This window comes from Solibacillus sp. FSL W7-1436, from assembly GCF_038007305.1.
In the GTDB taxonomy this organism is placed as follows: domain Bacteria; phylum Bacillota; class Bacilli; order Bacillales_A; family Planococcaceae; genus Solibacillus.
In genome coordinates this window covers 3248422-3268935 of record NZ_JBBOWV010000001.1, presented here as the reverse complement: position 1 = coordinate 3268935, position 20514 = coordinate 3248422, and the positions used below count along the sequence as shown (strand labels likewise).

The window sequence follows — 20514 nt, the reverse complement described above, 5'->3', positions numbered from 1 at the left end:
TTATCCGACACTATAATACAGAAAATTAAAGACTAAATAAAGTTCATAAAAAATAAAGGACCCCGAAAAATTATGCAAATAAATTGTTTGCCTATTTGGAAAGGTTTCTATTTGTATATGTCGAAAATATTGCAAATAGGGGACATAAACATCAAAATTAGTTCATTAAGACCGACAGTAAAATCTATAAATATATTATGTAAACTAAAGATTCTTTTACGAACTTTTATTTGCATGTATAATAGAGAAATTGAAGTTATTGAGGAGGGATTATGATTTCACTTGCATTACAACATCTAAAAACAAACTTTGGTTATGACTCTTTCCGTCCTGGTCAAACCCAAATCATCGATAACGTATTAAATAATAAAGATACACTTGTTATTATGCCGACAGGTGGAGGGAAATCCCTTTGCTATCAGATACCGGCACTGTGTATGGAAGGGACAACACTTGTTATTTCACCGTTGATCTCTCTAATGAAAGACCAGGTAGATATGCTGGTATCCAGTGGGATTTCAGCGGCTTACATTAATAGCTCCCTTAATTATGAAGAAGTTCAGGACGTTATGTATGGTGTACAAAGCGGTAAAATCAAATTGCTTTACATTGCTCCGGAACGACTGGAAAATGAACGCTTTTGCATGGAACTTTCACAAATAAATGTGCCACTTTTAGCAATTGATGAAGCCCATTGTATATCGCATTGGGGGCATGATTTTCGTCCAAGTTACCGTTCAATCCAGCAACTGCTGCATCTATGGGAAAAGAAACCGACCGTTATTGCATTGACGGCTACTGCTACCGAAGAGGTAAGTGCAGACATTCAACAGCTTCTTTCCATCGAAAAAGAAAATACTTTCATTACCGGTTTCGCGCGTGAAAATTTAACATTTTCAGTTTTACTTGGAGAAAACAAAGAAGCCTATATAAAGAAATATGTAAAAGCGAATGAAAATGAAGCAGGGATAATTTACGCAGCAACCCGAAAATCAGTGGAAGCAGTGTATGAGATGCTGAACAAATCCGGTTTTGCTGTAGCAAAATATCATGGCGGTATGTTTGAAGAAGACCGTACATATGAACAAAATCGCTTTTTAAATGATGAAGTTCAAATAATGGTCGCAACAAATGCTTTTGGAATGGGAATCAACAAGACCAATGTTCGGTATGTACTTCATTACAATATGCCTCGTAATATGGAGAGCTATTATCAGGAGGCAGGACGAGCTGGACGTGATGGACTGGATAGTGAGTGTATATTATTATACAGCTCTTCCGACGAACAAACCCAGCGTTTCTTAATCGATCAGGCACAGGATCGCTCTCGTATTCCTTTTGAGCTTCAAAAGCTGCATGCAATGATTGATTACTGTCATACAGAGCGCTGTCTGCAAAGTTATATCATTGAATATTTTGGAGACGAAGCGGGTCAAGATTGCGGGAAATGTGCGAACTGCACAGATAACCGGCCACAGCTCGATGTAACAACTGATGCACAGAAAGTATTGTCCTGTATTGTAAGGATGGGCCAGAAATTCGGTAAACAGTTAACCGCTTCTGTATTGGCTGGTTCGCGCAGTAAGAAAGTTCTTGAATTCAATTTTCAGAAGCTGCCGACATATGGCATTTTACGTGCAATGAATGCAAAAGAAATTGCCAATTTTATCGAGTTTTTGATTTCAGAAAAACTGATTGTCGTTAATAATGGGCAGTTCCCGACATTATCGATCTCAGATGCAGGAAAAGAAGTACTGCTTGGCCAAAAAAAGGTATTGCGTAAAGAGGCACGCATTATTGAATCAGCAGTAGAGCCAAACGATCCTCTATTCGAAATTCTTCGTAAAATACGAAAAGAAATTGCCGATCGTGAGAAAGTTCCACCTTTTGTTGTTTTCTCTGATAAATCTTTAAAAGATATGTGTCTCCGTAAACCTAAAAACAGTACACAGTTTTTAGAGGTAAGCGGCGTAGGGGAGAATAAATTAGAAAAATACGGTAAAACTTTCATTGAGGCAATTATTGAAAACACGTAATATAATGTTAAATAATTACAGTGTTGCGATTACTCGATATTAAACTTTTCATAAATATTATAAATTTATCCATTATGTTCTAACAAATACTTTTAGCGAATAATTTCAATTTACTCATTAAATATGCTATCTCACTATACTAAAGGAATGTATTGCCAAGTGCAGTGCATTCTTTTTTTACTATTTTGAGGTTTAAAACATTAAACTTTAAGTTAAGATATTGTAAAAATTCTGTATTCATAGTTTAATAAGAATATTCAGTTAAGAAGTGTAGGTGAAATATTGAATATACTAGGAGAACGCATCAAAAAGCTGAGAAAACAGAAAAAATTAACTCAGACCGAGTTAGTAGGGGAACGTTTAACGAAAGGTATGCTAAGTTTAATCGAGAACGGTAAAGCGCAGCCTTCAATGGAAAGTCTTCGTTTTATAGCAAAACGATTAAATGTCGATGTCGACTACTTGCTGGATGACGGGACACTTACAATGCTCAGAAGCTTGTATACCACAATTGAAGAAGATGTAGAGCGTAGAAAGCTCATACGCGACCCCGAGGAACTCCAATCACTTACGATTAAAATAATCGAAAAAATTGAACCTTATTTACCGGAAATTCAAGGTACGAACTATGAACAAATACGTTTAAGAGAAGTTTATTTTTTAATGAATCGCACAATCAACAAAGCCAAATCACTCGACGAATACTGGAAGTTTATCGATCAATACGAGGAAATCCATGCATACAGTCGAATGCTTCGATGTTATTTTTATTTATGCCAGGCTGCAATCGATCAGCGTAATTACAATGAAACGTTAGCTATTTTAAAGCAAGGGGAAAAACGGATCGAACCATATGAACTGATGATGGATCCAATGGTAATCCTTGATTTGTATTATAATTTAACGATTTCCTATTCAGCAGTCGATGATGTTAAAATGTCGGATCATTATTTACAAAAGGCATTGAACATGGCAAAAAAGAAGCAAATATTTTATCGAATGGACCGCTTTTATCATTTGTTGTTTATTCAATCTATTTCGAATGAAGATACTGCAAAAAGTAAAGAGTACATAGAAAAATTAATGCTTTTATCTGAGTTTGCCGATGATCCGGCAATTTCGGTCCGGTATTTATACAGTAAGTTGCATTTTATGAACATTGTTGAAAAGAAGTATTCCCACATTGTCCCGGAAATTGAGCATTATAAAGCAAAACTGCAGGATTACTTATTTTTATTTAAAAATCCAATCTTCGTAGGTGAAGAGATGTATGCCGAGTTTAAATTGCAAAACTACTCGAAGGCACTCCAAATCGGGACTGCATTAACCATTCCTGACTATTTACACCACCCCATTGATTTAGCAAAATATTATCAGTTCTTTGCGGTAAGGGCATTAGCTTCTTACTATGAAAAGGATGAAGTTGCTGCAAAGCGTGATATCATCTTCGCGAAAAATGGCGTAGAAGACTTTCCCGAGACGATTTACAAAAAATTTATTTACAAAGCTTTCAATGAAATCTTCATTTAACTTAAAAAAGGAACGTACCGCTCGAAATATCGAATGGTACGTTCTTTTATGCAGAAAGATTAACTTTTTTTCCAGTGTGTGTCGATGAACTCGTCACGTCCGGATTTGGCACGGTCTTCTTGATAATGCTCTTCTTCTTTTTTGTAATAATCCTGATGGTAATCTTCAGCCGGCCAAAAAGTTTCTGCCTGTTTGATTTCAGTTACAATCGGCTTTTTGAAACGTCCGCTTTCCGCCAGATTTTTCTTCGATTGCAATGCAGCCGTATACTGTTCATCGTTATGTGTAAAAATCACTGTTTTATAAGACTCGCCGCGATCTTGGAATTGACCGCCAGCATCTGTTGGGTCTATTTGCATCCAATATATATCTAATAGTTTTTCATAGCTGAAAATCTCCGGGTTAAATTCAATCTCGACAACTTCCACATGTCCGGAGTCTCCACGCTTAACATCTTCATATGTAGGGTTTTTCACATGACCGCCCATATAACCGCTCGTTACTTTTTCAATGCCTTCCCATTGATCAAAAGGTTTGACCATACACCAAAAACAACCACCTGCAAATGTTGCCTTTTCCATTTAGACTCACTCCTCATAAACAAGTAAACATATTCAAACTGTACTTTACTTCAATAAAGCTGTTAAATATGCTGTATTCTATCATGGATAAGAATGACTTTCAATTTATTAAACTTTTAATAGCATATAATATGGTGCCGCGTAATAAAAATAAAGAAAAAGAAATGCGGACATTTCATTAGTTAGGAAGAAAATTTGGATAAAATGGTATACTATAAGTAATTTGCAACTAAATTTAATGTAAATCGTCTAAACTTCACAGAAATAGAAAGGAAGTTGTAGGAATGGAAGAACAGACACGTCAAACCCGCTATCGAAAGAAAAAAATGCGTAAAGGCCGGGTACTATTCGTAGTCGTATTTCTTTTGCTTTTAAGTGCAATTGGATATAGCTATGTCCAATTTAATAAGGGAAAACAATTGGCAAGTGACAATAAAATTGAAGTGGAAGACTTTGAACCCGATGACAATCATCCGACTATAGAAAATTATTTAATCTTAGGTGTTGATACTCGCGGTGAGGAAAAATCGCGTTCCGATACGATGATGCTGCTTTCATGGAACCGAAAAACGAATGATATGAAGCTCGTGTCCTTTATGCGTGATATTTATGCGGACATACCGGGGTATCAATCGTATAAACTGAATACAGCATATTATTTAGGCGGGGTACCGTTACTTCAGGAAACGTTAAATAATATGTTCGATATACCGATCCACCATTATGCCATGATTGATTTTAAAAGCTTTGAAACTTTAATTGATATTTTGGCTCCAGAGGGTATTGAAATGGATGTTGAAAAAGATATGGGCGGATTAATCTATGTGGAGATTAAAAAAGGTCTGCAAAACCTGAATGGTAAAGAACTGCTCGGCTACGCCCGTTTCCGTGGTGATGCTGAAGGTGATTTTGGGCGTGTAGCACGTCAGCAAAAGGTTATTGAGGCTTTAAAGGATCAGCTGTTTTCACCAAAAAATATAGCGAACATGCCTAAATTCATCGGGGCTACACAAGGTTATATTACGACAGATCTAACAAACAAAGACCAGCTGACTACTGTATTAAAAGCAGTGTCTGGCGGGGAAATCAATGTTGAAAAAATGACGATTCCAGCAGAGGGGACTTACAAAATTAACAACTACCGACATGCAGGGGAAGTTCTGGAAATTGATGTGGCAAAAAATTCTCAAATTTTACACGATTTTTTAAATTTAAACGAGTAAGCATTATATATGCATCGGTTTTTCATGCTAAAATAAGATATAAATTAAATATTGTTGAAATATTGAGGTGGTCTTTTGCAGAGAAAAAATGAAATGAATAAAGTAAATTCATTACCCCAGGAAACGTCTAAATTTTTCTCTTCTATGTTTATTCGATTTTTAGGTGGTAAAAATTTATTATTCTTATTAGTGATCATCTTATTAGTTGGCTGTACGGTATTCGTATACGATAAAATTTCGTTTATATTCGAGCCGTTACATGTGTTGTTTGAAGTCATCATATTGCCCGGAGTACTAGGGGTCATCTTGTTTTACTTATTACGGCCCCCATTAAAGCTTTTAGTAAGGTGGAAAGTGCCGCGTGCCTTGGCGATTTTAATTTTGTATATAGTGGTAATCGCATTGATCACTTTACTTGTCTTGCTTGTTTTCCCGTTTTTACGTGATCAGTTTACAAACTTAGTACAAGAATTCCCTGTAGTTTTAATGGCGCTTGCGAATGATTTATTAGCATTTTTAAATAACTCCCATTTCAGCGAGTATTTTGAAAAGATCAATTTTGACTACAATCAGATTCTAACGGACTTTACAGACAGCTTTATAACAACGGTAAAAGTAACTTTAGGCAGTATAGCTACTGGAGTGGCTACGGGAATAACTGGGTTCCTGTCTACAGTTACCGGCATCATTTTATCGCTTGTCATTGTGCCGTTTATTACATTTTATTTATTGTATGAAGGCGATAAAATGCCGCGCTTCATTCTGTTCCTTTTTCCGCCACGTATGCGTGAGCAAATTGGAGAAGTACTGCATGATATGGACAAGCAAATCAGTTCCTACATACAAGGCCAGATTTTAGTATCATTTTGTATTGGTGTCATGATGACAATCGGTTTTTTAATTATTGGAATGCCATATGCTTTACTACTTGGCTTCCTCGCAATGATCACAAGTGTCGTTCCATATTTAGGGCCTGCCATTGCAGCAACCCCTGCAGCAATCATTGCCATTGTGAATTCACCATGGCTGTTGGTAAAGTTGGCAATTGTATGGACAATTGTACAATTAATCGAAGGGAAGTTTATTTCCCCTCAGATTATGGGTAAATCATTAAGTATCCATCCTATTACAATTATTTTTGTATTATTAACAGCTGGTTCTTTATTTGGAGTTCCGGGTGTTGTGCTAGGTATTCCTGGTTATGCTTTAATCAAAGTTCTCATTTCACATACGTATCGACTCTTTAAACAACGCTACAATCGTTTCCAGTCAGACGAGACGAATCTGTATGAAGAATTGAAATAAGAAAACAGGAAAATGTAAAGATGGGGTATGTTAAAAGCGAAAACTTTTAACATGCTCCCTTTTTAAAATCGATTGTCAATTACATATTTAAATGGAGGAATATACATGTTAAGCAAATGGCTAACATCATTAGAAGAGAATGGCGTGAAGGTTGAGACCGTTATCGAAAAAACAGAACTAGTAGAAGGTGACATATTAAACGGTTCTGTTTATGTGACAACACATACAGAAGAGGATAAAATCGATTACATTTCCTTATTAGTCCTTTGTGAAGAATTGGATGGCGAATTAACTATCGTAGGGAAACACTCGTTTCAGCTAGTTGGCGGAATCCGATCAAAAGACGGTGAAATTATTCCATTTGAGATTATTCCAGACGAGCGCTGGGTATGCGGAAAAGATGAGCAGCTCATCTTGCAGACGACCGTTGTATTTTTGGATGGAGTGGCAATCGAAGAACAAGGTGTTATTACATATAGCGCCATCGAATAAATGAAAAGGCGTTGCTGAATAAAAATATCAGCAACGCCTTTCGTTTATAGTTTTATTGTTGCCAGTCGTTTAACAGCTTCCTGAAGCTTTTCGACCGGCTGCACTAATGCAAGACGCATATAGCCTTCACCCGCTGTGCCAAATACTGTACCCGGTACCATGACAACACCTGTTTGTTCGATTGCTTTATAGGCAAAGTCGATGCATTTACTATCATACGGATATTTTGCCCAAACGAACATTCCGCCATCGCTCGGTGCAACTTCCCACCCGATTGATGTTAACCCTTCCATAAGGGCTTTATGACGGACAGAGAACGTTTCTCTCAGTACACTTGTAACTTGCTCTGCATTGTCCAATGCCAAAGCGGCAACTTGCTGAATCGGTTCGAAAATACCAAAATCCAAGTTTGACTTCAGCTGTTTCATAATCCCGACTAATTGAGCATTTCCGACTATGTAGGCAATACGAGTCCCAGCCAGACTGAAACTTTTCGATAAAGAGTTGATTTCCAGACCGACTTCCTTCGCACCCGGCGTCGCAAGGAAGCTGACAGGAGCATCCCCTTTAAAGTAAAATTCGGAATAGGCCGCATCATGCAGTACAATAATATTATATTTTTTGGCGAATGCCACGACTTCTTCAAAATACGCGAATGATGGCATGGCCGGTACCGGATTGCCCGGCAAGTTTAAAATCAGTAATTTTGCTTTTTGGCGAATCTCTTCCGGAATGGCTGTTAAATCCGGCAAATACTGATTTTCCTTAGTCAATGGCATATAGTAAGGCGTTGCACCAGCCAAATGAATCCCAGCATCATACGCGACATATGCCGGGTTTGTAGTGAGTACAATATCTCCAGGATCGCAGAATGCTACCGGCAGATGGACTAGACCTTCCTGTGAGCCAATTGTTTGCACAACTTCAGTTTCCGGATCCAACTCAACATTGTTTACTCGTTTATAATAACGACATACCGCTTCATTGAATGTTTGAATACCCGTTAAAGTATAGCCGTAAGAAGACGAGAGTGCCGTAAGCTCGGACATTTTTTTACGTAAATTCTCTGCTGGAGCGATATCAGGGCTCCCAAGGCTTAAATCGATAAGTTCCGTTCCTTTTTGCTCTTGTAATTTGGCATGCTTTTTCAAGTCACCAAATATAGCCGGCACAAATAATGACATTTTTTTAGACGGTTGGATATTCAATCTTTAACACTCCTTAAATCTTTCAATTGTAAGCACCATTTTATCATAGACATCACGTATAATGGGTATGAAATCAGAAAAGAGAATTAATTCACTACATAAAGCATGAAACCGTAGTGGAATAGCAATATAGGGACTGAAATTATTATTTCAGCGAAAATAAATTAGTAAGAGGTGTAGGATGAAAATCTATTCGTTAAGTGGGCCAAGCGGGACAGGAAAGAGTACGAGTGCTTTGCAATTTGCACATGACTATGAAATCGAGGCCATCATTGATGACGGCATATTGATTATAAACGGAGAAAAAGCCGCGGGGACGTCCGCTAAATTCGAGAAAAACACATTAAAAGCAGTGCGCCGCGCCATTTTGGATGATGACATACATAAAGCGGAAGTACTGGACGCGATTAGCGCTCATAATGTGAAGTCCCTTTTACTGATCGGCACTTCCGACAAGATGACGAAAAGAATTGCAGCCCGTCTACAGCTTGGGGACATCGATGAATATCATTATGTCCATAATATCCGAACGGAAAAGGAAATTCGTATGGCCAAATATGTACGGGAAATTCAGGGCAAACATGTCATGCCTGTTCCGTACCGTCAAGTAGAACAAAACTTTTTCAAACGCCTTATTCAGCGGGGGAAGGAAATTTTCTCCTCATCACAAGTTAAGCTTGGTGAAACGACGATCGTACAGCCGGATTTCCATCAAAACAGTGTTTATATTTCCAGGACTGTGTTTACCGATGTGTTGGACCACGTACTTGAAAAGCAGGATAAACTGGCTAAATTCGAAATAGCCAACATTCAGACTGACGGCATACCGCAAATAACCATTGCGCTTTTTTTAAAGCCGCCTGTATCCTATGTGGTACCGGAATATCTATTTGAACTTCAAAAAGAAATTTCACAGGAATTTTCACTGCATTTCGGTATTGAACCCGAAACGATTCATGTACAAATAAAAGGAATTAAATAAATAGTTATCACAGGAGCCGGCATGAAAATGTCGGCTCTTTTTATATGGAAAATATCGTATAATGAATAAGTAGTTTCTATTTTTTGATGATTAAGTATATTCTAATAATTAAGTGTTGCATGGACCAAAACTTTTGAAGGGCCAACATTAACAGTCAGGGGGAAATATAGTGAATTATATTGAACAGTTACAGCAAATTTTATCAAGTGAGCAAGTGACAACAAATGAAGTGTTACGTACACAACACGGGAAAGATGAATCGTATCATGAACCTCATTTACCGGATGTTGTCATCTATCCGAAAACCGCACAGGAAGTAAGCGAAATTGTAGCACTGGCAAATGAGCAGCGTATTCCCGTAGTGCCATTCGGACTTGGTACAAGTCTAGAAGGACATGTCATCCCTTATCATGGCGGAATCTCTTTGGATTTATCGCTCATGAATGCCGTATTGGAAGTACGACCTGAAGATTTTCTCGTAAAGGTCCAGCCGGGGGTAACGCGCAGCCAGCTGAATAAAGAATTAAAAAAATACGGTTTATTCTTTTCGGTTGATCCGGGTGCCGACGCGACATTAGGTGGAATGGCCGCGACAAATGCGAGCGGAACAACATCTGTACGCTACGGTATTATGCGTGACCAAGTACGTGATCTAGAAGTAGTGTTGGCGAATGGTGATGTGATCCATACTGGCGGATTGGCGGCAAAATCTTCTTCTGGCTATCATTTGAACGGTTTGATGGTCGGTTCAGAGGGCACACTGGGGGTCATTACTGAACTGACCGTACGAGTTTTCGGAATTCCGGAAAGAATTGTTGCGGGCCGCGCGACATTTGAAACAGTACAACAAGCAGTCGATGCTGTTGTTGCATTGAAACAGGCCGGTATACCGATGGCACGAATGGAACTTGTCGATAAACAAAGTATTGAAAAAGTAAACATTGCATCCGGCGCAAATTTCCCGGCAACGCCTACGCTATTTTTGGAATTCCACGGGAATGAGGCGGGCTTGCAGTCAGACGTTGTTTTTGCGACCGAATTATTGAACGACAATGGCTGTATCGAGCTAGCATTTGAACAAGATGAACGTGCACGCAATCATTTATGGGAGCTTCGGCATAATATGGCCTATACATATATTCATTCCGCTCCAGGGAAAAAGCTGATGTCTACAGATGTTGTTGTTCCAATCAATTCACTGCCGGATGCGATTCAAAACTCCCGCGAGAAAATTGAACGCATGCAGATCGACGCGGGAATTGTCGGGCATGTAGGAGACGGTAACTATCATATATTGCTGATGGTAGATATGGACAGTAAAGAAGAAATTGCACAAGCAAAAGAACTGAATGAACATGTCGTTGAATACGCCTTGTCACTTGGAGGTACTTGTACCGGGGAACACGGTGTCGGTTATGGCAAGAAAAAGTACCAGCAGCAAGAACACGGACTTGCGTATACGTGGATGAAAGAGATTAAACGGGTATTTGATCCGAACAACATTTTTAACCCCGGCAAAATCTTTTTGGATTAAGAGCTGATGAAATATAACGATTTGTCGAAATCCGTTATGGATACAGAAATTATATAAAAACCATATGCACTACAGGCAATTCAACAGCAATTGACAAGCGTCGTGTTAAAAACCGTTCAAACGACTTTGTCTGTTCACCGCGAATGTCGTCTAATCCTGAAATTTAATTTACTGCCTTCATAACAAAAAAACTGCCCCGCGCAAAGGAGGCAGTTTTTTTATTGTTTTGGAAGCTGTCTTGTGAAAGCCGGCTGACGTTTTTCAACAAATGCACGGACACCTTCATAAAAGTCTCTTTCGGAAACAAACGGTGTCGATCCTTCCCATAAAACAGGGGCTGAATCCATACATTCCTTAACCGAGCGTTTTACTGCTAATAAAGAGTCCGGTGACATGCCGGCAACAAGTTTACCCATACGGATTGCAAAACGGTTCAGATCTTTTTCGGCAACCAAATAATTAAGCATTCCGGCTTTAAACGCTTCTTCTGCTTTATACATGCGTCCCGTAAATACAAAATCTTTCGTTGCGGATGGACCGACCAAATCGACTAAACGCTTGGCAAATTTATTATTCAATGTAATACCGAGCTTACCGACCGGAATGCCCATTTTCGCTTTGTCCGAGCCGATGCGGATATCACATGCAAGAGCCAGCTCCAGTCCAGCGCCCATTGCCGGTCCGTTGATGACACCGATTACCGGAATCGGCAGGTTTTCAATCGTTGAAATCGTTCTTTCCATATGCACGAAAGCTTCTTCCGCCTTTTCCAAGGAAATCGAGTTAAATTCTTTAATATCCGAACCCGCTGTAAAGTTCTCGCCGGAACCGCGCAATAACAGCACCTTATTTTTCGGATTTTCCAATGTGCCTAATGCGATTTTGGCAAGCTGATCCCACATATTCGCCGTTAATGCATTTTTAAGCTGCGGGCGATGAATCGTAATAATGGCGAGCCCCGCAGTTTCCTGATAAATGATTTTCGCTTCTTCCGCTTCAAGTCTTGTCGTACGTACTTGCATCTGTGGTCCCCCTTAACTATGTATACATAGTCATTATAGACGAAACAATATACAATAACATGCATTCCGGACGGTTCAAGTAAATTTAACGAATATTCAGCAATTTCCTGTATGAAATCCGTGTAATTCTTACCACTTCGCATGATACAATAAAAAGAAAGGGGCGAAAAATGTGGAAGAAATTCAACCGTATGTTAAAGCGTTTACAGCTTATTTAAAATCATTAAATAAATCTTTTCATACGACGAAACAGTATACATTGGACGCAAAACAATTCGCGGAGATCATTCAGCAAGAGAATCAGATCAATGAGGCGTTGCAGCTTTATTCGAAGACGATTCAGGAAAAGTATCTTTCGTTCAATTCGGTCAACCGCAAGTTCGCATCCATTCGCCATTTTCTTGTTTTCCTGCAGCTGCGAGGTGTCATTTCCGTATATAATGAGGAACTCATCGCTCCGTTGACTAAACAGGAAACGGAACTGAATGTGCTGAAGGAAAAACAATTCAACCGGGCATTGGCTTATTGGCCGAAGCAGTATGAGATTGCTTTGAATGAGGAACATGAATGGCTCGCATTACGCAATACCGTCATTGTGTTTACCGTTGCGGAGCTGGGTATTAAACCAGCAGAACTTGTACGGATGGAATGGAAGCATATACATGCCGAAAAGCTTGAAATCATTGTACTCGCTTCGAAAAGCTACCGTGTTTTGCAGTGTTCGAAAAAATTGATTGAATTGCTTGAAGACTATAAACGCCACACAATAGAATTCATGCCGTTAACGGAGCAGTCACCGTATGTTTGGCTAGGTGTCGGCAATAAAATGGGGGAACCGGTCACAGTCAAAACAATTGAACGGATTTTTAAAGCGATGTCCGAACAGCTTCAATTTAAAGTGACCGCTACCAATATGCGCTACCATGCCATTCAAAAACTGTTAACAAAAAAAGAGGATCCGAAAATTTTGTACGAGCAGTTCGGCTATGCGAGAAAAGGCGTCCTGCTTGAACGAGAACAACGATTCCCGAAAAACGGCTAGTAAAAAATATGATTGATGAAAGATTGAGAGGAAGAACCAATGGCAATTTCAATGATGGAAGCATATATGATTGAATTACTGAAAACCCATCCTTATACATTTGAACAAGTAAAACATTATATCGAAAATGATGAGCTTCATCTATTAACAGATACTGATGATATAAATCCCGAGAGTCTAAAAATATTATTGAATGAAAACGCGGAAGAGATGGAACAGGCTTTCGCGGGGAACTATGAGGTCAAGTTTGTAACGATCAATGGTTTGAAAAACTTGCTGCGCATGCGTTTTCAAATAACAGATGACCAGTACGAACTGCTGCCTGAAGGGAACGGCCTGCAATCATTACAAATCGATCCGATCACTGAACAGCAAATTCGCGGAATGCTATCTTCAAACTGGAAAGTCGAGCGTAACGGGAAACAGATTACACTATTTGTCTAATTAATGAAAAAGGGATACGGGAAAAGTCAAATTGACTTCCCGTATCCCTTTTAACGTTGCCGTCGCCTGTTTATTTTCCCGTAATAGCTAATTGAATATTTATAAACCTGATTCAAAATAAGCAGTACCAGTGTCATTAAGCCGATAACCATCAGTACAAGTGCTGTCCATTCAAAGAAAGTGAAACTGAAAATTTCGGATAATTTAAATGGTTCTGCCAGCATTTCAATAACCAGATTCATTCCGTATATACCGGAAATCATACTGAAAATCGTTAAAATAAAAATGAGTTTGTTCAACCGGTCTGTTGAACGATCCTCCTGTATCCGGTACAGTTCTTCAAGCGTTTCTTTCGTCTCGCGGTAAAGTCCGTCAATCCGAAAGACTTTTCTGAAATAATGTGAGATTTCTTTTCCCTCTGTACGTGCCGCTACCTCCGGAAAATAATACCTTGATGCAAACTTCGTTATCTGTTCAATTAATTCTTTTACAATATCCTTATCTTTTGAAAACTTCAGTTCACTATGTTCGAAAACGAGTTTCAGCAGCATCAGTTTATAAAAATAGTGGATGAGCAATGTATAGTAAGAGACAGAATGAAAGCTGTTTAAATATTTATTCATGCTTTTGTCATCCACGGATGATAGGTAAATATGGCCTTGCAATGTTGTAATAATATGAAATTTAGGTGCCCATCTTTCGTAGCAATGTTCCTCAACGAAACGTTTGATATACTCCTCATTTGTACTCGATATATAAGGATCCCCGTTATTATCACGTCCATTTAACTGTCCTGCACGATACAGGAAATATTCGTCGATTTCCTCATCTTCGTCCATATGAAAAAAGGCACTGACATACATGCGCTCATCTTCGAAAAAGGGGATTTTGCTGATGTTTTTGTGAATGGATGAATAATCAACGAAATACTTCTCCAAAAAAGGCGCAATTTTCTTTAATAATAATTCATCCGTATTTTGAAAGACAAAATTGTCGTAATAAATTTCCGTTCCCAGCTCTTCATCAATTTTCGGCCGCAAAACTCTAAAATAATGACCGAATGATAACGCGGCATTCATATCCACATCATCTGCCAATTGAATCCTTAGCGCTAAAATTCCAATACCGAATGGACACAGATTAATATCTGCACTCAATATTGTAAATGGCACTTCATCGAACGCCGTTTTCATTTTTCCTTCACAATGGATTTTTTTTGAGTAGCGGTTGAAGTTGCGTACGGAAATTTCGTCATTCAATAATTTCTCTTCCATAAAAGGATAAAAGAATTGTGTCAACAATTGGGGGGATACTTTAATATCGGGACCATAAAGCGTTTCGTTAAATTCCTCTTCATCGATTGTAAAATGATAAAATTTGTTGCGTTTTAGTACTTGCTGTAATTTTTCAAAATCGTACTGTCGATAATTGAAAGGATAATAAAAAACATAGTGGGTTTTTAACGAATTCATCCTTTCACCTCCTGGAACATCTATTCCCAAAATTCGATAAATTTAACCAAAAAGGGCTTCGACAAAAATCGCTCTCAGACGATTCGACACGGGTCATCATCCACGAATCGACATTTCACTTCGTCTGAGAGCGAAATTGCAAAACAGGAACATATGTTTCCTTTTATTGTCGAAAAAGCGCTTAAATCTTCTAAATCAGCAAAAATGTTCCCAAATATCAATTTGGGAACATTTTTTATGCTATAATAAGAGCTAGATAGAGGGGGAATGGACGTAAATGAAGCTGCCGAAATTTTTACGAGATTTTTTGATTTACTTAACAACAATTACCGGAAAGTCCCAAAGAACCCGAAAAGAATACGAATATGATCTTATTTTATTTATTCGATTTCTAAAAGCGATTGAAGAAGATATTCCGTTGGACCGTTTACATACAATCGACATTTCTGCGTTTACAATCGATCAAATTAAAGAAGTGTCTTTGGAAGACTTATATTTGTTTATGGAATATTGTGAATTACAGCGCGGCAATTCATCAGCAGCCCGTGCCCGTAAAGTAGCAACATTAAAAGCCTTTTTCAAATACTTGAAAGGAAAGCGCCGTCTCATCGATGAAAACCCGGCGGAACATTTGGAAACCCCGAAAATCGGGCGACGCCAGCCGGTTTATTTAAACTATAATGAGGCAAAGGATTTTATTGGCGCTGTGCAGACACAGTCGTACAGTGCACGCGATGAATGCATGATGGTCTTTTTCCTGAACCTCGGCATTCGTGTTTCCGAATTATGTTCCCTGAATATCGATTCCATCAATGGGCGGATGCTGACGGTGATCGGTAAGGGGAATAAAGAACGGCATGTATATTTAAATGATGCATGTATGCATGCAATGGAAAAGTATTTACAGGAGCGGCATTCATATAAAGGGGACGGGAAAGAACCGCTGTTCATTTCTCAAAAAGGGACACGTTTTGCAAGACAGTCGATTGCACGGATCGTGAAAGTGATTAATGCCAATAGCCCGTCACCGAAAGAAAAGCTGACACCGCATAAACTTCGGCACACTTCCGCGACAATGATGTATAAATCCGGAGCGGACATTCGAACATTGCAGCATATTCTTGGGCACTCCAGTGTTGCAACAACGCAAATCTATACACATATCGAAGACGAACAAATTCAGGAAGTCCTGAAAAACAACCCGTTTAATAAATTATAATAATAATAATATTATGTAAACTAAATGATGTTACGACATCTATAACAGGTAATTTCCAGCGGCAAGACACGTGGTAAAATCGTTAAAAACCCCCATTTTTCTATTAAAGAGAAAATGGGGGTTTTGATTATGATTCGCCTACATTTTTATTCAGTTGTAAGGAACTCATTGCTTTAAAATCATTGCCGGTCGGATTTTGGAATAGTCTCAAGTCAAACTCAGTTGCGACTGCAAAGAGATGATCGAATATATCCGCTTGAATCGACTCATATACCGCCCAGTTAATATCATTTGAAAAGGCATAGATTTCAATTGGTAATCCATTTTCACTCGGCGCTAATTGTCTTACCATCGTTGTCATGTCTTTATGAATTCCCGGATGGTTTTTTAAATAGTTGCTAATATATGTCCGGAACAACCCGATATTTGTCAATGCTCTGCCATTCACCTGATTGCTCGTATCGATACGGTGTTTACTATTGTATTCCGTAATTTCCTGTTGTCTCGTATCAATATAGTCCTTCAGATAATGAATGTTCCGTAACTGCTTGATCTTTTCCTCCGAGCAAAACGCGATGCTTGTTGTATCAACAAAGAGCGAGCGTTTGATCCTTCTGCCACCAGTAACCTGCATACCTCTCCAGTTTTTAAAAGAATCCGAAATCAATGCATAACTAGGGATTGTCGTAATGGTTTTATCAAAGTTCTGGACTTTTACTGTATTTAATGAAAGATCAATGACATCACCGTCCGCGCCATATTTCGGCATTTCAATCCAATCACCTACACGTACCATATCATTCGATGTTAACTGGATCCCGGCAACAAGGCCTAATAAGGAATCTTTAAAAACAAGCAGCAATACAGCTGAAAGGGCACCGAGTCCGCTTAGAATGATCAGCGGATTTTCACCGATTAAGTTTGCTATGACCAAGATAATCCCGAGGACATAGACAATGATTTTCACGACTTGAATATAGCCTTTGATCGGTTGTACTTTAGAAATTTCAAACGTTTGATAAATATCATGCACAGCATTTAATAAACTGCCTAACAAGCTTAATACAACGATTATGATATACGTAATGGCTCCTTTTTCGATAAGGGCTTGATACGTAAAGGCTTCAGCAAAATAATAAATAATGATCGCCGGCACGATATGCGATAACTTATGGAACACCTTCTTTTCCAACAGAATGTTATCCCACTGATACTTATTGTTATTCACAATATGTGTAATAAAACGGATGACGATCTTTTTCGTGATGAAGTTTGCGATTAAACAAATGATTACAATAAATATAATCATAAGCGCTACTGAAAGGTATTCAGCAAATAATGGACTTAATCCAAGTTCAATAAGTTTTTTGTAAATAAGGTTCATCTAATTCCTCCCGACTCCTATGGTAACAAAGAAGTCGATAAGATGAAATGATTGTCTACTGCGGATTCCTGATAAAAATCATTGTCGAAAAATTTAAAAAAGTCAAATAAAAATTCAGATAATTCATTGACACTGTTCATAAACTGTTATATATTTAATTTACAAATAAAAACTGTTATATAACAAAGGGGAGAAAAACAATGAGTTATTTTGAAAAAGGATATCAAATGTATGTAGAGAAGTGCGAGCAGTTTGGATTACAGCCGGTGAATTTCCGATATTACGTAAATCAGCTTTCTCATCAGCAATTACTTGCGTACAACGGCTATGCAATGGAACAGGAGATGAGACGAAATGATTAGTCCTCAAACTGAAACAGTTTATTATAAGGATGTGATGCCTGTTCATTCAATCGAACTTGTGAACATTCACTATATCCAGCCTGATCTGACGATGGAAATGTCTCACATATGCGCAAACTACGCCATGCTGCACCGAGGTGTCTATGAAATTACAACATAATCTGCTGTATTAAATCAATCTACGAATCAGTTGTAGATTGATTTTTTTATCGTCTGATCGTTTAGAAATCAAAAAGGCTGCTTTGTAATCGAGTTACAGAGCAGCCATTTATTAATCAAGCAAATAACTTTCAATTCTTAAAAACTCTTCCTCGTCAATATTGTCCATATATTTATAGAGCAAATCGAGGTCAACTTTGATTTCATCTTTATGAGTTAAATAAAACTGCTCTGTTAAATGGGAAATGATTAACGGAACAGCTTTTTGATGGTTGAACCGGTGTAAATAGGTTGATAAAAAATCTGCATTTACCACTATATCCGTATTCAGGCCCAGTGCATCGAAATCGACATAATTGATATGTGCTGTTAAAAACTGTTCAGTCAAATTCACATTATATTGGCAAATGTATGACCAATCCAGCTCATTTTTATATTTATTCAGCCAATGAAGCTCCGCAATCGCGGTGAATAGCTGCTTTTGTTCATCACTGTATGCCTTAAACTTTTTATCCATTTCGGCATTTGTCAAGCGTCGATCCCCATATCGGTTATACTTCTGACTTACCAGTGATGGAATTCCTTTCACTAAATGCTCACTGCCGGCCCATTTATACGTACCGCGGTCATATTCGAAAAGCTGCAAATCCATATCGGGGATTTCATCGGCTTCCGGTAAATAAATAAGCTCAAATGATTGATAAAAGACATTGCTTTCAATGAAATCATCCAGCTGATCGACAAAGTCCGGATTCAGACGCTTTTTATCCGCCATTAAAGTTGTTACTAAATAACGTTTAAAGGACATCGACAACCGCTCAAGTACCGGTTTGTTGTACTGAAGTGCTTCCAGATCCACTTCAGGCAAATAATCGATTAAAAACTGCTCTGATAGTAGCGGATTTGCATAACTCACATACGTAAACGGCAAGTAATGAAAATAAGCTGTTAAGCGTGAAGGATGCAACTGAACAGCTTGATGGCACCAGTTTCTATAAGCTTCTAAAAATACACGGTCATATGGAAGCTGCTCGTAAACAGTTTCATCATTCGATTCCAGCTGTTTCACAATGGACAGATCATTAAAATCATCTACTGAAAACTGTGCAGGGAACGGGATTTCCTGAAAAGCCTTATTTAAATGGAAAGTTGCTTTCGGCTTCGTCGAAATAAAACTGTACGTTCCGATTGCTCCGCGCTCCTCCAGTAAGATATAGGCAAGTTCCTGGCGTTCATCCCGTGTTAAGTCACAGTCTTTAGGAAACTTTACTGCTGCAAAATATTGCGCTTTTGCCAAGTCATAGTAGAACTTGTAGTCGCCTTCTTTTGTATAAGGTTCCTTTGATTCATTTTGCTGCCAGTAGAGGAGGGCTCCTTGTATCGGACTTCTATTTGAAAACGTAATATTCGCGATCGAAAAGATATTTTGCGCTAATGCGTCATCATACAGAACTTTAATAAACTCGATCTTTTTAATTTTTAGCATGCTAAGACACCTCCGTTCCTACTATTATATACTTGAATCATAGAAATTCCGAAAAAAAAGTTCCCAAAATAGGTTTAAGGATGTTTTTACGTGGTATATTACTTGTAAGTAAAGTTGCGGTCACTGAAGAGTAGATGTAAGTTAACCACTAGTTTAGATTGTTTATATGATGATTTCTATTAGCTTCGTTGTATGCGTTTATCAAGCAACATTTACAGTTTATTGTAGGCAATTAATGAACAAAATGCTTTAACGAAGATTTTCGAAAGATGCCAACTAAAGTTAGGCGAGCGAAATGCATACACGAATTGAGATATACCATTGAAAATTTCAGCTCAAGCGTTTTATAAGATGTTAAACTAACTTAAGAAACATTACAACTTAATAGGCAATACCGACCGCAACTTTACGCCTTTCACTCCTTATGCCATAAGGAGTGTTTTCTTTTGTGCAATAATGGCTATAATATACGTAATGAATTGCTGATAGGAGAATGACAATGTGGAAGATACATAATGGGAAACTGATTCAAACAACGGATGAATCAAGAATCCGGTACAAAACGCGAATGAGTGCGGCAATTATTAACAGTTTAAAGCAGCTTGCCGAAAAATATGACACACATATCGGTTATTTATTGGAAAATGGTTATAGTAATTTAATCGAATCCGGTACAATTGTTTACGATAAAAAAAACCGGCCTAAAGATCGCATCGAATTTCGGACGACATGCGATAAAGAATTACTGGATAGCCTAAAGGAATTTGCAAAGGATCATAGCCTGAACTTAAACGACGTCATTGAAGCAAGTGTTGCGTATATCAATTATGAGGATGTTAAGCACGCAAATTGGCGTTACCGGGTAGAAGTTTAATAAGAAAAGTGGGGGAAGCAATTGGGGAACCGATTGCTTTTTTTATTTACATGGATATTGCGGATAAAGAGATTCTCTAATTAACAGTACCTAATTTATGGCAAACTTCGCAATTTTAATTTTATTGGTGCTATACTATGAAAATCTCTATAGAAAATA

The 20514-nt window shown here is 38.2% G+C and carries 19 protein-coding genes; 13 read left to right on the top strand and 6 right to left on the bottom strand.

Translation table 11 applies throughout. The annotated features are described in order from the left end of the window. The first annotated feature begins 272 nt into the window (after positions 1-272). Both recQ and MKX73_RS16115 read left to right on the top strand, forming a co-directional pair. On the top strand, positions 273-2036 hold the full coding sequence (gene recQ, locus MKX73_RS16120) for a DNA helicase RecQ (protein ID WP_340718337.1): 1764 nt from the start codon (positions 273-275) through the stop codon (positions 2034-2036). Positions 2037-2318: 282 nt separating this feature from the next. Continuing rightward, positions 2319-3566 carry a helix-turn-helix domain-containing protein gene (locus tag MKX73_RS16115; RefSeq protein ID WP_340718336.1) on the top strand — a complete coding sequence of 416 codons (1248 nt, stop codon included), beginning with the start codon at positions 2319-2321 and terminating at the stop codon, positions 3564-3566. A 59-nt stretch (positions 3567-3625) separates the two neighbouring features. Here the strand turns inward: MKX73_RS16115 and msrA are convergent, their stop codons facing one another. Then, positions 3626-4147, bottom strand: a complete 522-nt coding sequence (gene msrA, locus MKX73_RS16110) for a peptide-methionine (S)-S-oxide reductase MsrA (protein WP_340718335.1) — start codon at positions 4145-4147, stop codon at positions 3626-3628. Between the two features lie 284 nt (positions 4148-4431). On the opposite strand from msrA, the gene MKX73_RS16105 reads away from it, so the two are divergent. The 3 genes from MKX73_RS16105 to MKX73_RS16095 all read left to right on the top strand — a co-directional run bounded on the left by MKX73_RS16105 (position 4432) and on the right by MKX73_RS16095 (position 7167). Beyond that, a complete protein-coding gene (locus MKX73_RS16105) occupies positions 4432-5370 on the top strand; it encodes an LCP family protein (RefSeq protein ID WP_340718334.1) in 939 nt (312 codons plus the stop codon). A 93-nt stretch (positions 5371-5463) separates the two neighbouring features. Next, positions 5464-6675 (top strand): AI-2E family transporter, encoded by a 1212-nt coding sequence (locus MKX73_RS16100; protein ID WP_340718924.1) that lies wholly within the window; start codon positions 5464-5466, stop codon positions 6673-6675. A 105-nt stretch (positions 6676-6780) separates the two neighbouring features. Next, positions 6781-7167 (top strand): cysteine synthase, encoded by a 387-nt coding sequence (locus MKX73_RS16095; protein WP_340718333.1) that lies wholly within the window; start codon positions 6781-6783, stop codon positions 7165-7167. 44 nt (positions 7168-7211) lie between these two features. Here the strand turns inward: MKX73_RS16095 and MKX73_RS16090 are convergent, their stop codons facing one another. Continuing rightward, the gene (locus MKX73_RS16090; RefSeq protein ID WP_340718332.1) at positions 7212-8375 is read right to left on the bottom strand and encodes an aminotransferase class I/II-fold pyridoxal phosphate-dependent enzyme; all 1164 of its coding nucleotides are present in this window, start codon (positions 8373-8375) and stop codon (positions 7212-7214) included. Positions 8376-8556: 181 nt separating this feature from the next. Here MKX73_RS16090 and MKX73_RS16085 point away from each other — a divergent pair, with 181 nt between their 5' ends. Both MKX73_RS16085 and MKX73_RS16080 read left to right on the top strand, forming a co-directional pair. Continuing rightward, on the top strand, positions 8557-9357 hold the full coding sequence (locus tag MKX73_RS16085) for a hypothetical protein (protein ID WP_340718331.1): 801 nt from the start codon (positions 8557-8559) through the stop codon (positions 9355-9357). A 169-nt stretch (positions 9358-9526) separates the two neighbouring features. After that, positions 9527-10891, top strand: coding sequence for an FAD-binding oxidoreductase (locus tag MKX73_RS16080; RefSeq protein WP_340718330.1), 1365 nt, complete (start codon positions 9527-9529; stop codon positions 10889-10891). 218 nt (positions 10892-11109) lie between these two features. Here MKX73_RS16080 and MKX73_RS16075 read toward each other — a convergent pair whose 3' ends face one another. Then, complete coding sequence (locus tag MKX73_RS16075) at positions 11110-11913, bottom strand: enoyl-CoA hydratase/isomerase family protein (RefSeq protein ID WP_340718329.1); 804 nt, start codon at positions 11911-11913, stop codon at positions 11110-11112. Positions 11914-12085: 172 nt separating this feature from the next. Here MKX73_RS16075 and MKX73_RS16070 point away from each other — a divergent pair, with 172 nt between their 5' ends. Together MKX73_RS16070 and MKX73_RS16065 are read left to right on the top strand one after the other, a co-directional pair. Beyond that, positions 12086-12955, top strand: coding sequence for a tyrosine-type recombinase/integrase (locus MKX73_RS16070; protein ID WP_340718328.1), 870 nt, complete (start codon positions 12086-12088; stop codon positions 12953-12955). A 39-nt stretch (positions 12956-12994) separates the two neighbouring features. Continuing rightward, positions 12995-13399, top strand: a complete 405-nt coding sequence (locus tag MKX73_RS16065) for a hypothetical protein (protein ID WP_340718327.1) — start codon at positions 12995-12997, stop codon at positions 13397-13399. A gap of 50 nt (positions 13400-13449) precedes the next feature. Here MKX73_RS16065 and MKX73_RS16060 read toward each other — a convergent pair whose 3' ends face one another. Then, positions 13450-14871, bottom strand: coding sequence for a sugar phosphate isomerase (locus MKX73_RS16060; RefSeq protein WP_340718326.1), 1422 nt, complete (start codon positions 14869-14871; stop codon positions 13450-13452). A gap of 277 nt (positions 14872-15148) precedes the next feature. On the opposite strand from MKX73_RS16060, the gene MKX73_RS16055 reads away from it, so the two are divergent. Beyond that, on the top strand, positions 15149-16090 hold the full coding sequence (locus tag MKX73_RS16055; RefSeq protein WP_340718325.1) for a tyrosine recombinase XerC: 942 nt from the start codon (positions 15149-15151) through the stop codon (positions 16088-16090). Positions 16091-16217: 127 nt separating this feature from the next. Here the strand turns inward: MKX73_RS16055 and MKX73_RS16050 are convergent, their stop codons facing one another. Beyond that, positions 16218-17474 (bottom strand): mechanosensitive ion channel family protein, encoded by a 1257-nt coding sequence (locus MKX73_RS16050; RefSeq protein WP_340718324.1) that lies wholly within the window; start codon positions 17472-17474, stop codon positions 16218-16220. A gap of 200 nt (positions 17475-17674) precedes the next feature. Here MKX73_RS16050 and MKX73_RS16045 point away from each other — a divergent pair, with 200 nt between their 5' ends. Together MKX73_RS16045 and MKX73_RS16040 are read left to right on the top strand one after the other, a co-directional pair. Next, a complete protein-coding gene (locus MKX73_RS16045) occupies positions 17675-17836 on the top strand; it encodes a transcriptional regulator (RefSeq protein WP_340718323.1) in 162 nt (53 codons plus the stop codon). Next, positions 17829-17996: a hypothetical protein gene (locus MKX73_RS16040; RefSeq protein WP_340718322.1), complete on the top strand. Its 168-nt coding sequence runs from the start codon at positions 17829-17831 to the stop codon at positions 17994-17996. Before MKX73_RS16045 ends, MKX73_RS16040 begins: the two co-directional genes overlap by 8 nt. A 111-nt stretch (positions 17997-18107) precedes the next feature. On the opposite strand, the gene MKX73_RS16035 is transcribed toward MKX73_RS16040, so the two are convergent. Beyond that, positions 18108-19481 carry a nucleoside-diphosphate sugar epimerase gene (locus tag MKX73_RS16035; protein ID WP_340718321.1) on the bottom strand — a complete coding sequence of 458 codons (1374 nt, stop codon included), beginning with the start codon at positions 19479-19481 and terminating at the stop codon, positions 18108-18110. Between the two features lie 499 nt (positions 19482-19980). Here MKX73_RS16035 and MKX73_RS16030 point away from each other — a divergent pair, with 499 nt between their 5' ends. Continuing rightward, positions 19981-20355 carry an rRNA methyltransferase gene (locus MKX73_RS16030; protein ID WP_340718320.1) on the top strand — a complete coding sequence of 125 codons (375 nt, stop codon included), beginning with the start codon at positions 19981-19983 and terminating at the stop codon, positions 20353-20355. Positions 20356-20514: the final 159 nt, after the last annotated feature.

What these genes read in the sequence shown, in the direction of transcription:
- recQ (WP_340718337.1), top strand. Translation starts at nt 273, where the DNA reads ATGATTTCACTTGCATTACAACATCTAAAAACAAACTTTGGTTATGAC.
- msrA (WP_340718335.1), bottom strand. Translation starts at nt 4,147, where the DNA reads ATGGAAAAGGCAACATTTGCAGGTGGTTGTTTTTGGTGTATGGTCAAA.
- MKX73_RS16105 (WP_340718334.1), top strand. Translation starts at nt 4,432, where the DNA reads ATGGAAGAACAGACACGTCAAACCCGCTATCGAAAGAAAAAAATGCGT.
- MKX73_RS16100 (WP_340718924.1), top strand. Translation starts at nt 5,464, where the DNA reads ATGAATAAAGTAAATTCATTACCCCAGGAAACGTCTAAATTTTTCTCT.
- MKX73_RS16095 (WP_340718333.1), top strand. Translation starts at nt 6,781, where the DNA reads ATGTTAAGCAAATGGCTAACATCATTAGAAGAGAATGGCGTGAAGGTT.
- MKX73_RS16085 (WP_340718331.1), top strand. Translation starts at nt 8,557, where the DNA reads ATGAAAATCTATTCGTTAAGTGGGCCAAGCGGGACAGGAAAGAGTACG.
- MKX73_RS16075 (WP_340718329.1), bottom strand. Translation starts at nt 11,913, where the DNA reads ATGCAAGTACGTACGACAAGACTTGAAGCGGAAGAAGCGAAAATCATT.
- MKX73_RS16065 (WP_340718327.1), top strand. Translation starts at nt 12,995, where the DNA reads ATGGCAATTTCAATGATGGAAGCATATATGATTGAATTACTGAAAACC.
- MKX73_RS16060 (WP_340718326.1), bottom strand. Translation starts at nt 14,871, where the DNA reads ATGAATTCGTTAAAAACCCACTATGTTTTTTATTATCCTTTCAATTAT.
- MKX73_RS16055 (WP_340718325.1), top strand. Translation starts at nt 15,149, where the DNA reads ATGAAGCTGCCGAAATTTTTACGAGATTTTTTGATTTACTTAACAACA.
- MKX73_RS16050 (WP_340718324.1), bottom strand. Translation starts at nt 17,474, where the DNA reads ATGAACCTTATTTACAAAAAACTTATTGAACTTGGATTAAGTCCATTA.
- MKX73_RS16045 (WP_340718323.1), top strand. Translation starts at nt 17,675, where the DNA reads ATGAGTTATTTTGAAAAAGGATATCAAATGTATGTAGAGAAGTGCGAG.
- MKX73_RS16040 (WP_340718322.1), top strand. Translation starts at nt 17,829, where the DNA reads ATGATTAGTCCTCAAACTGAAACAGTTTATTATAAGGATGTGATGCCT.
- MKX73_RS16035 (WP_340718321.1), bottom strand. Translation starts at nt 19,481, where the DNA reads ATGCTAAAAATTAAAAAGATCGAGTTTATTAAAGTTCTGTATGATGAC.
- MKX73_RS16030 (WP_340718320.1), top strand. Translation starts at nt 19,981, where the DNA reads ATGTGGAAGATACATAATGGGAAACTGATTCAAACAACGGATGAATCA.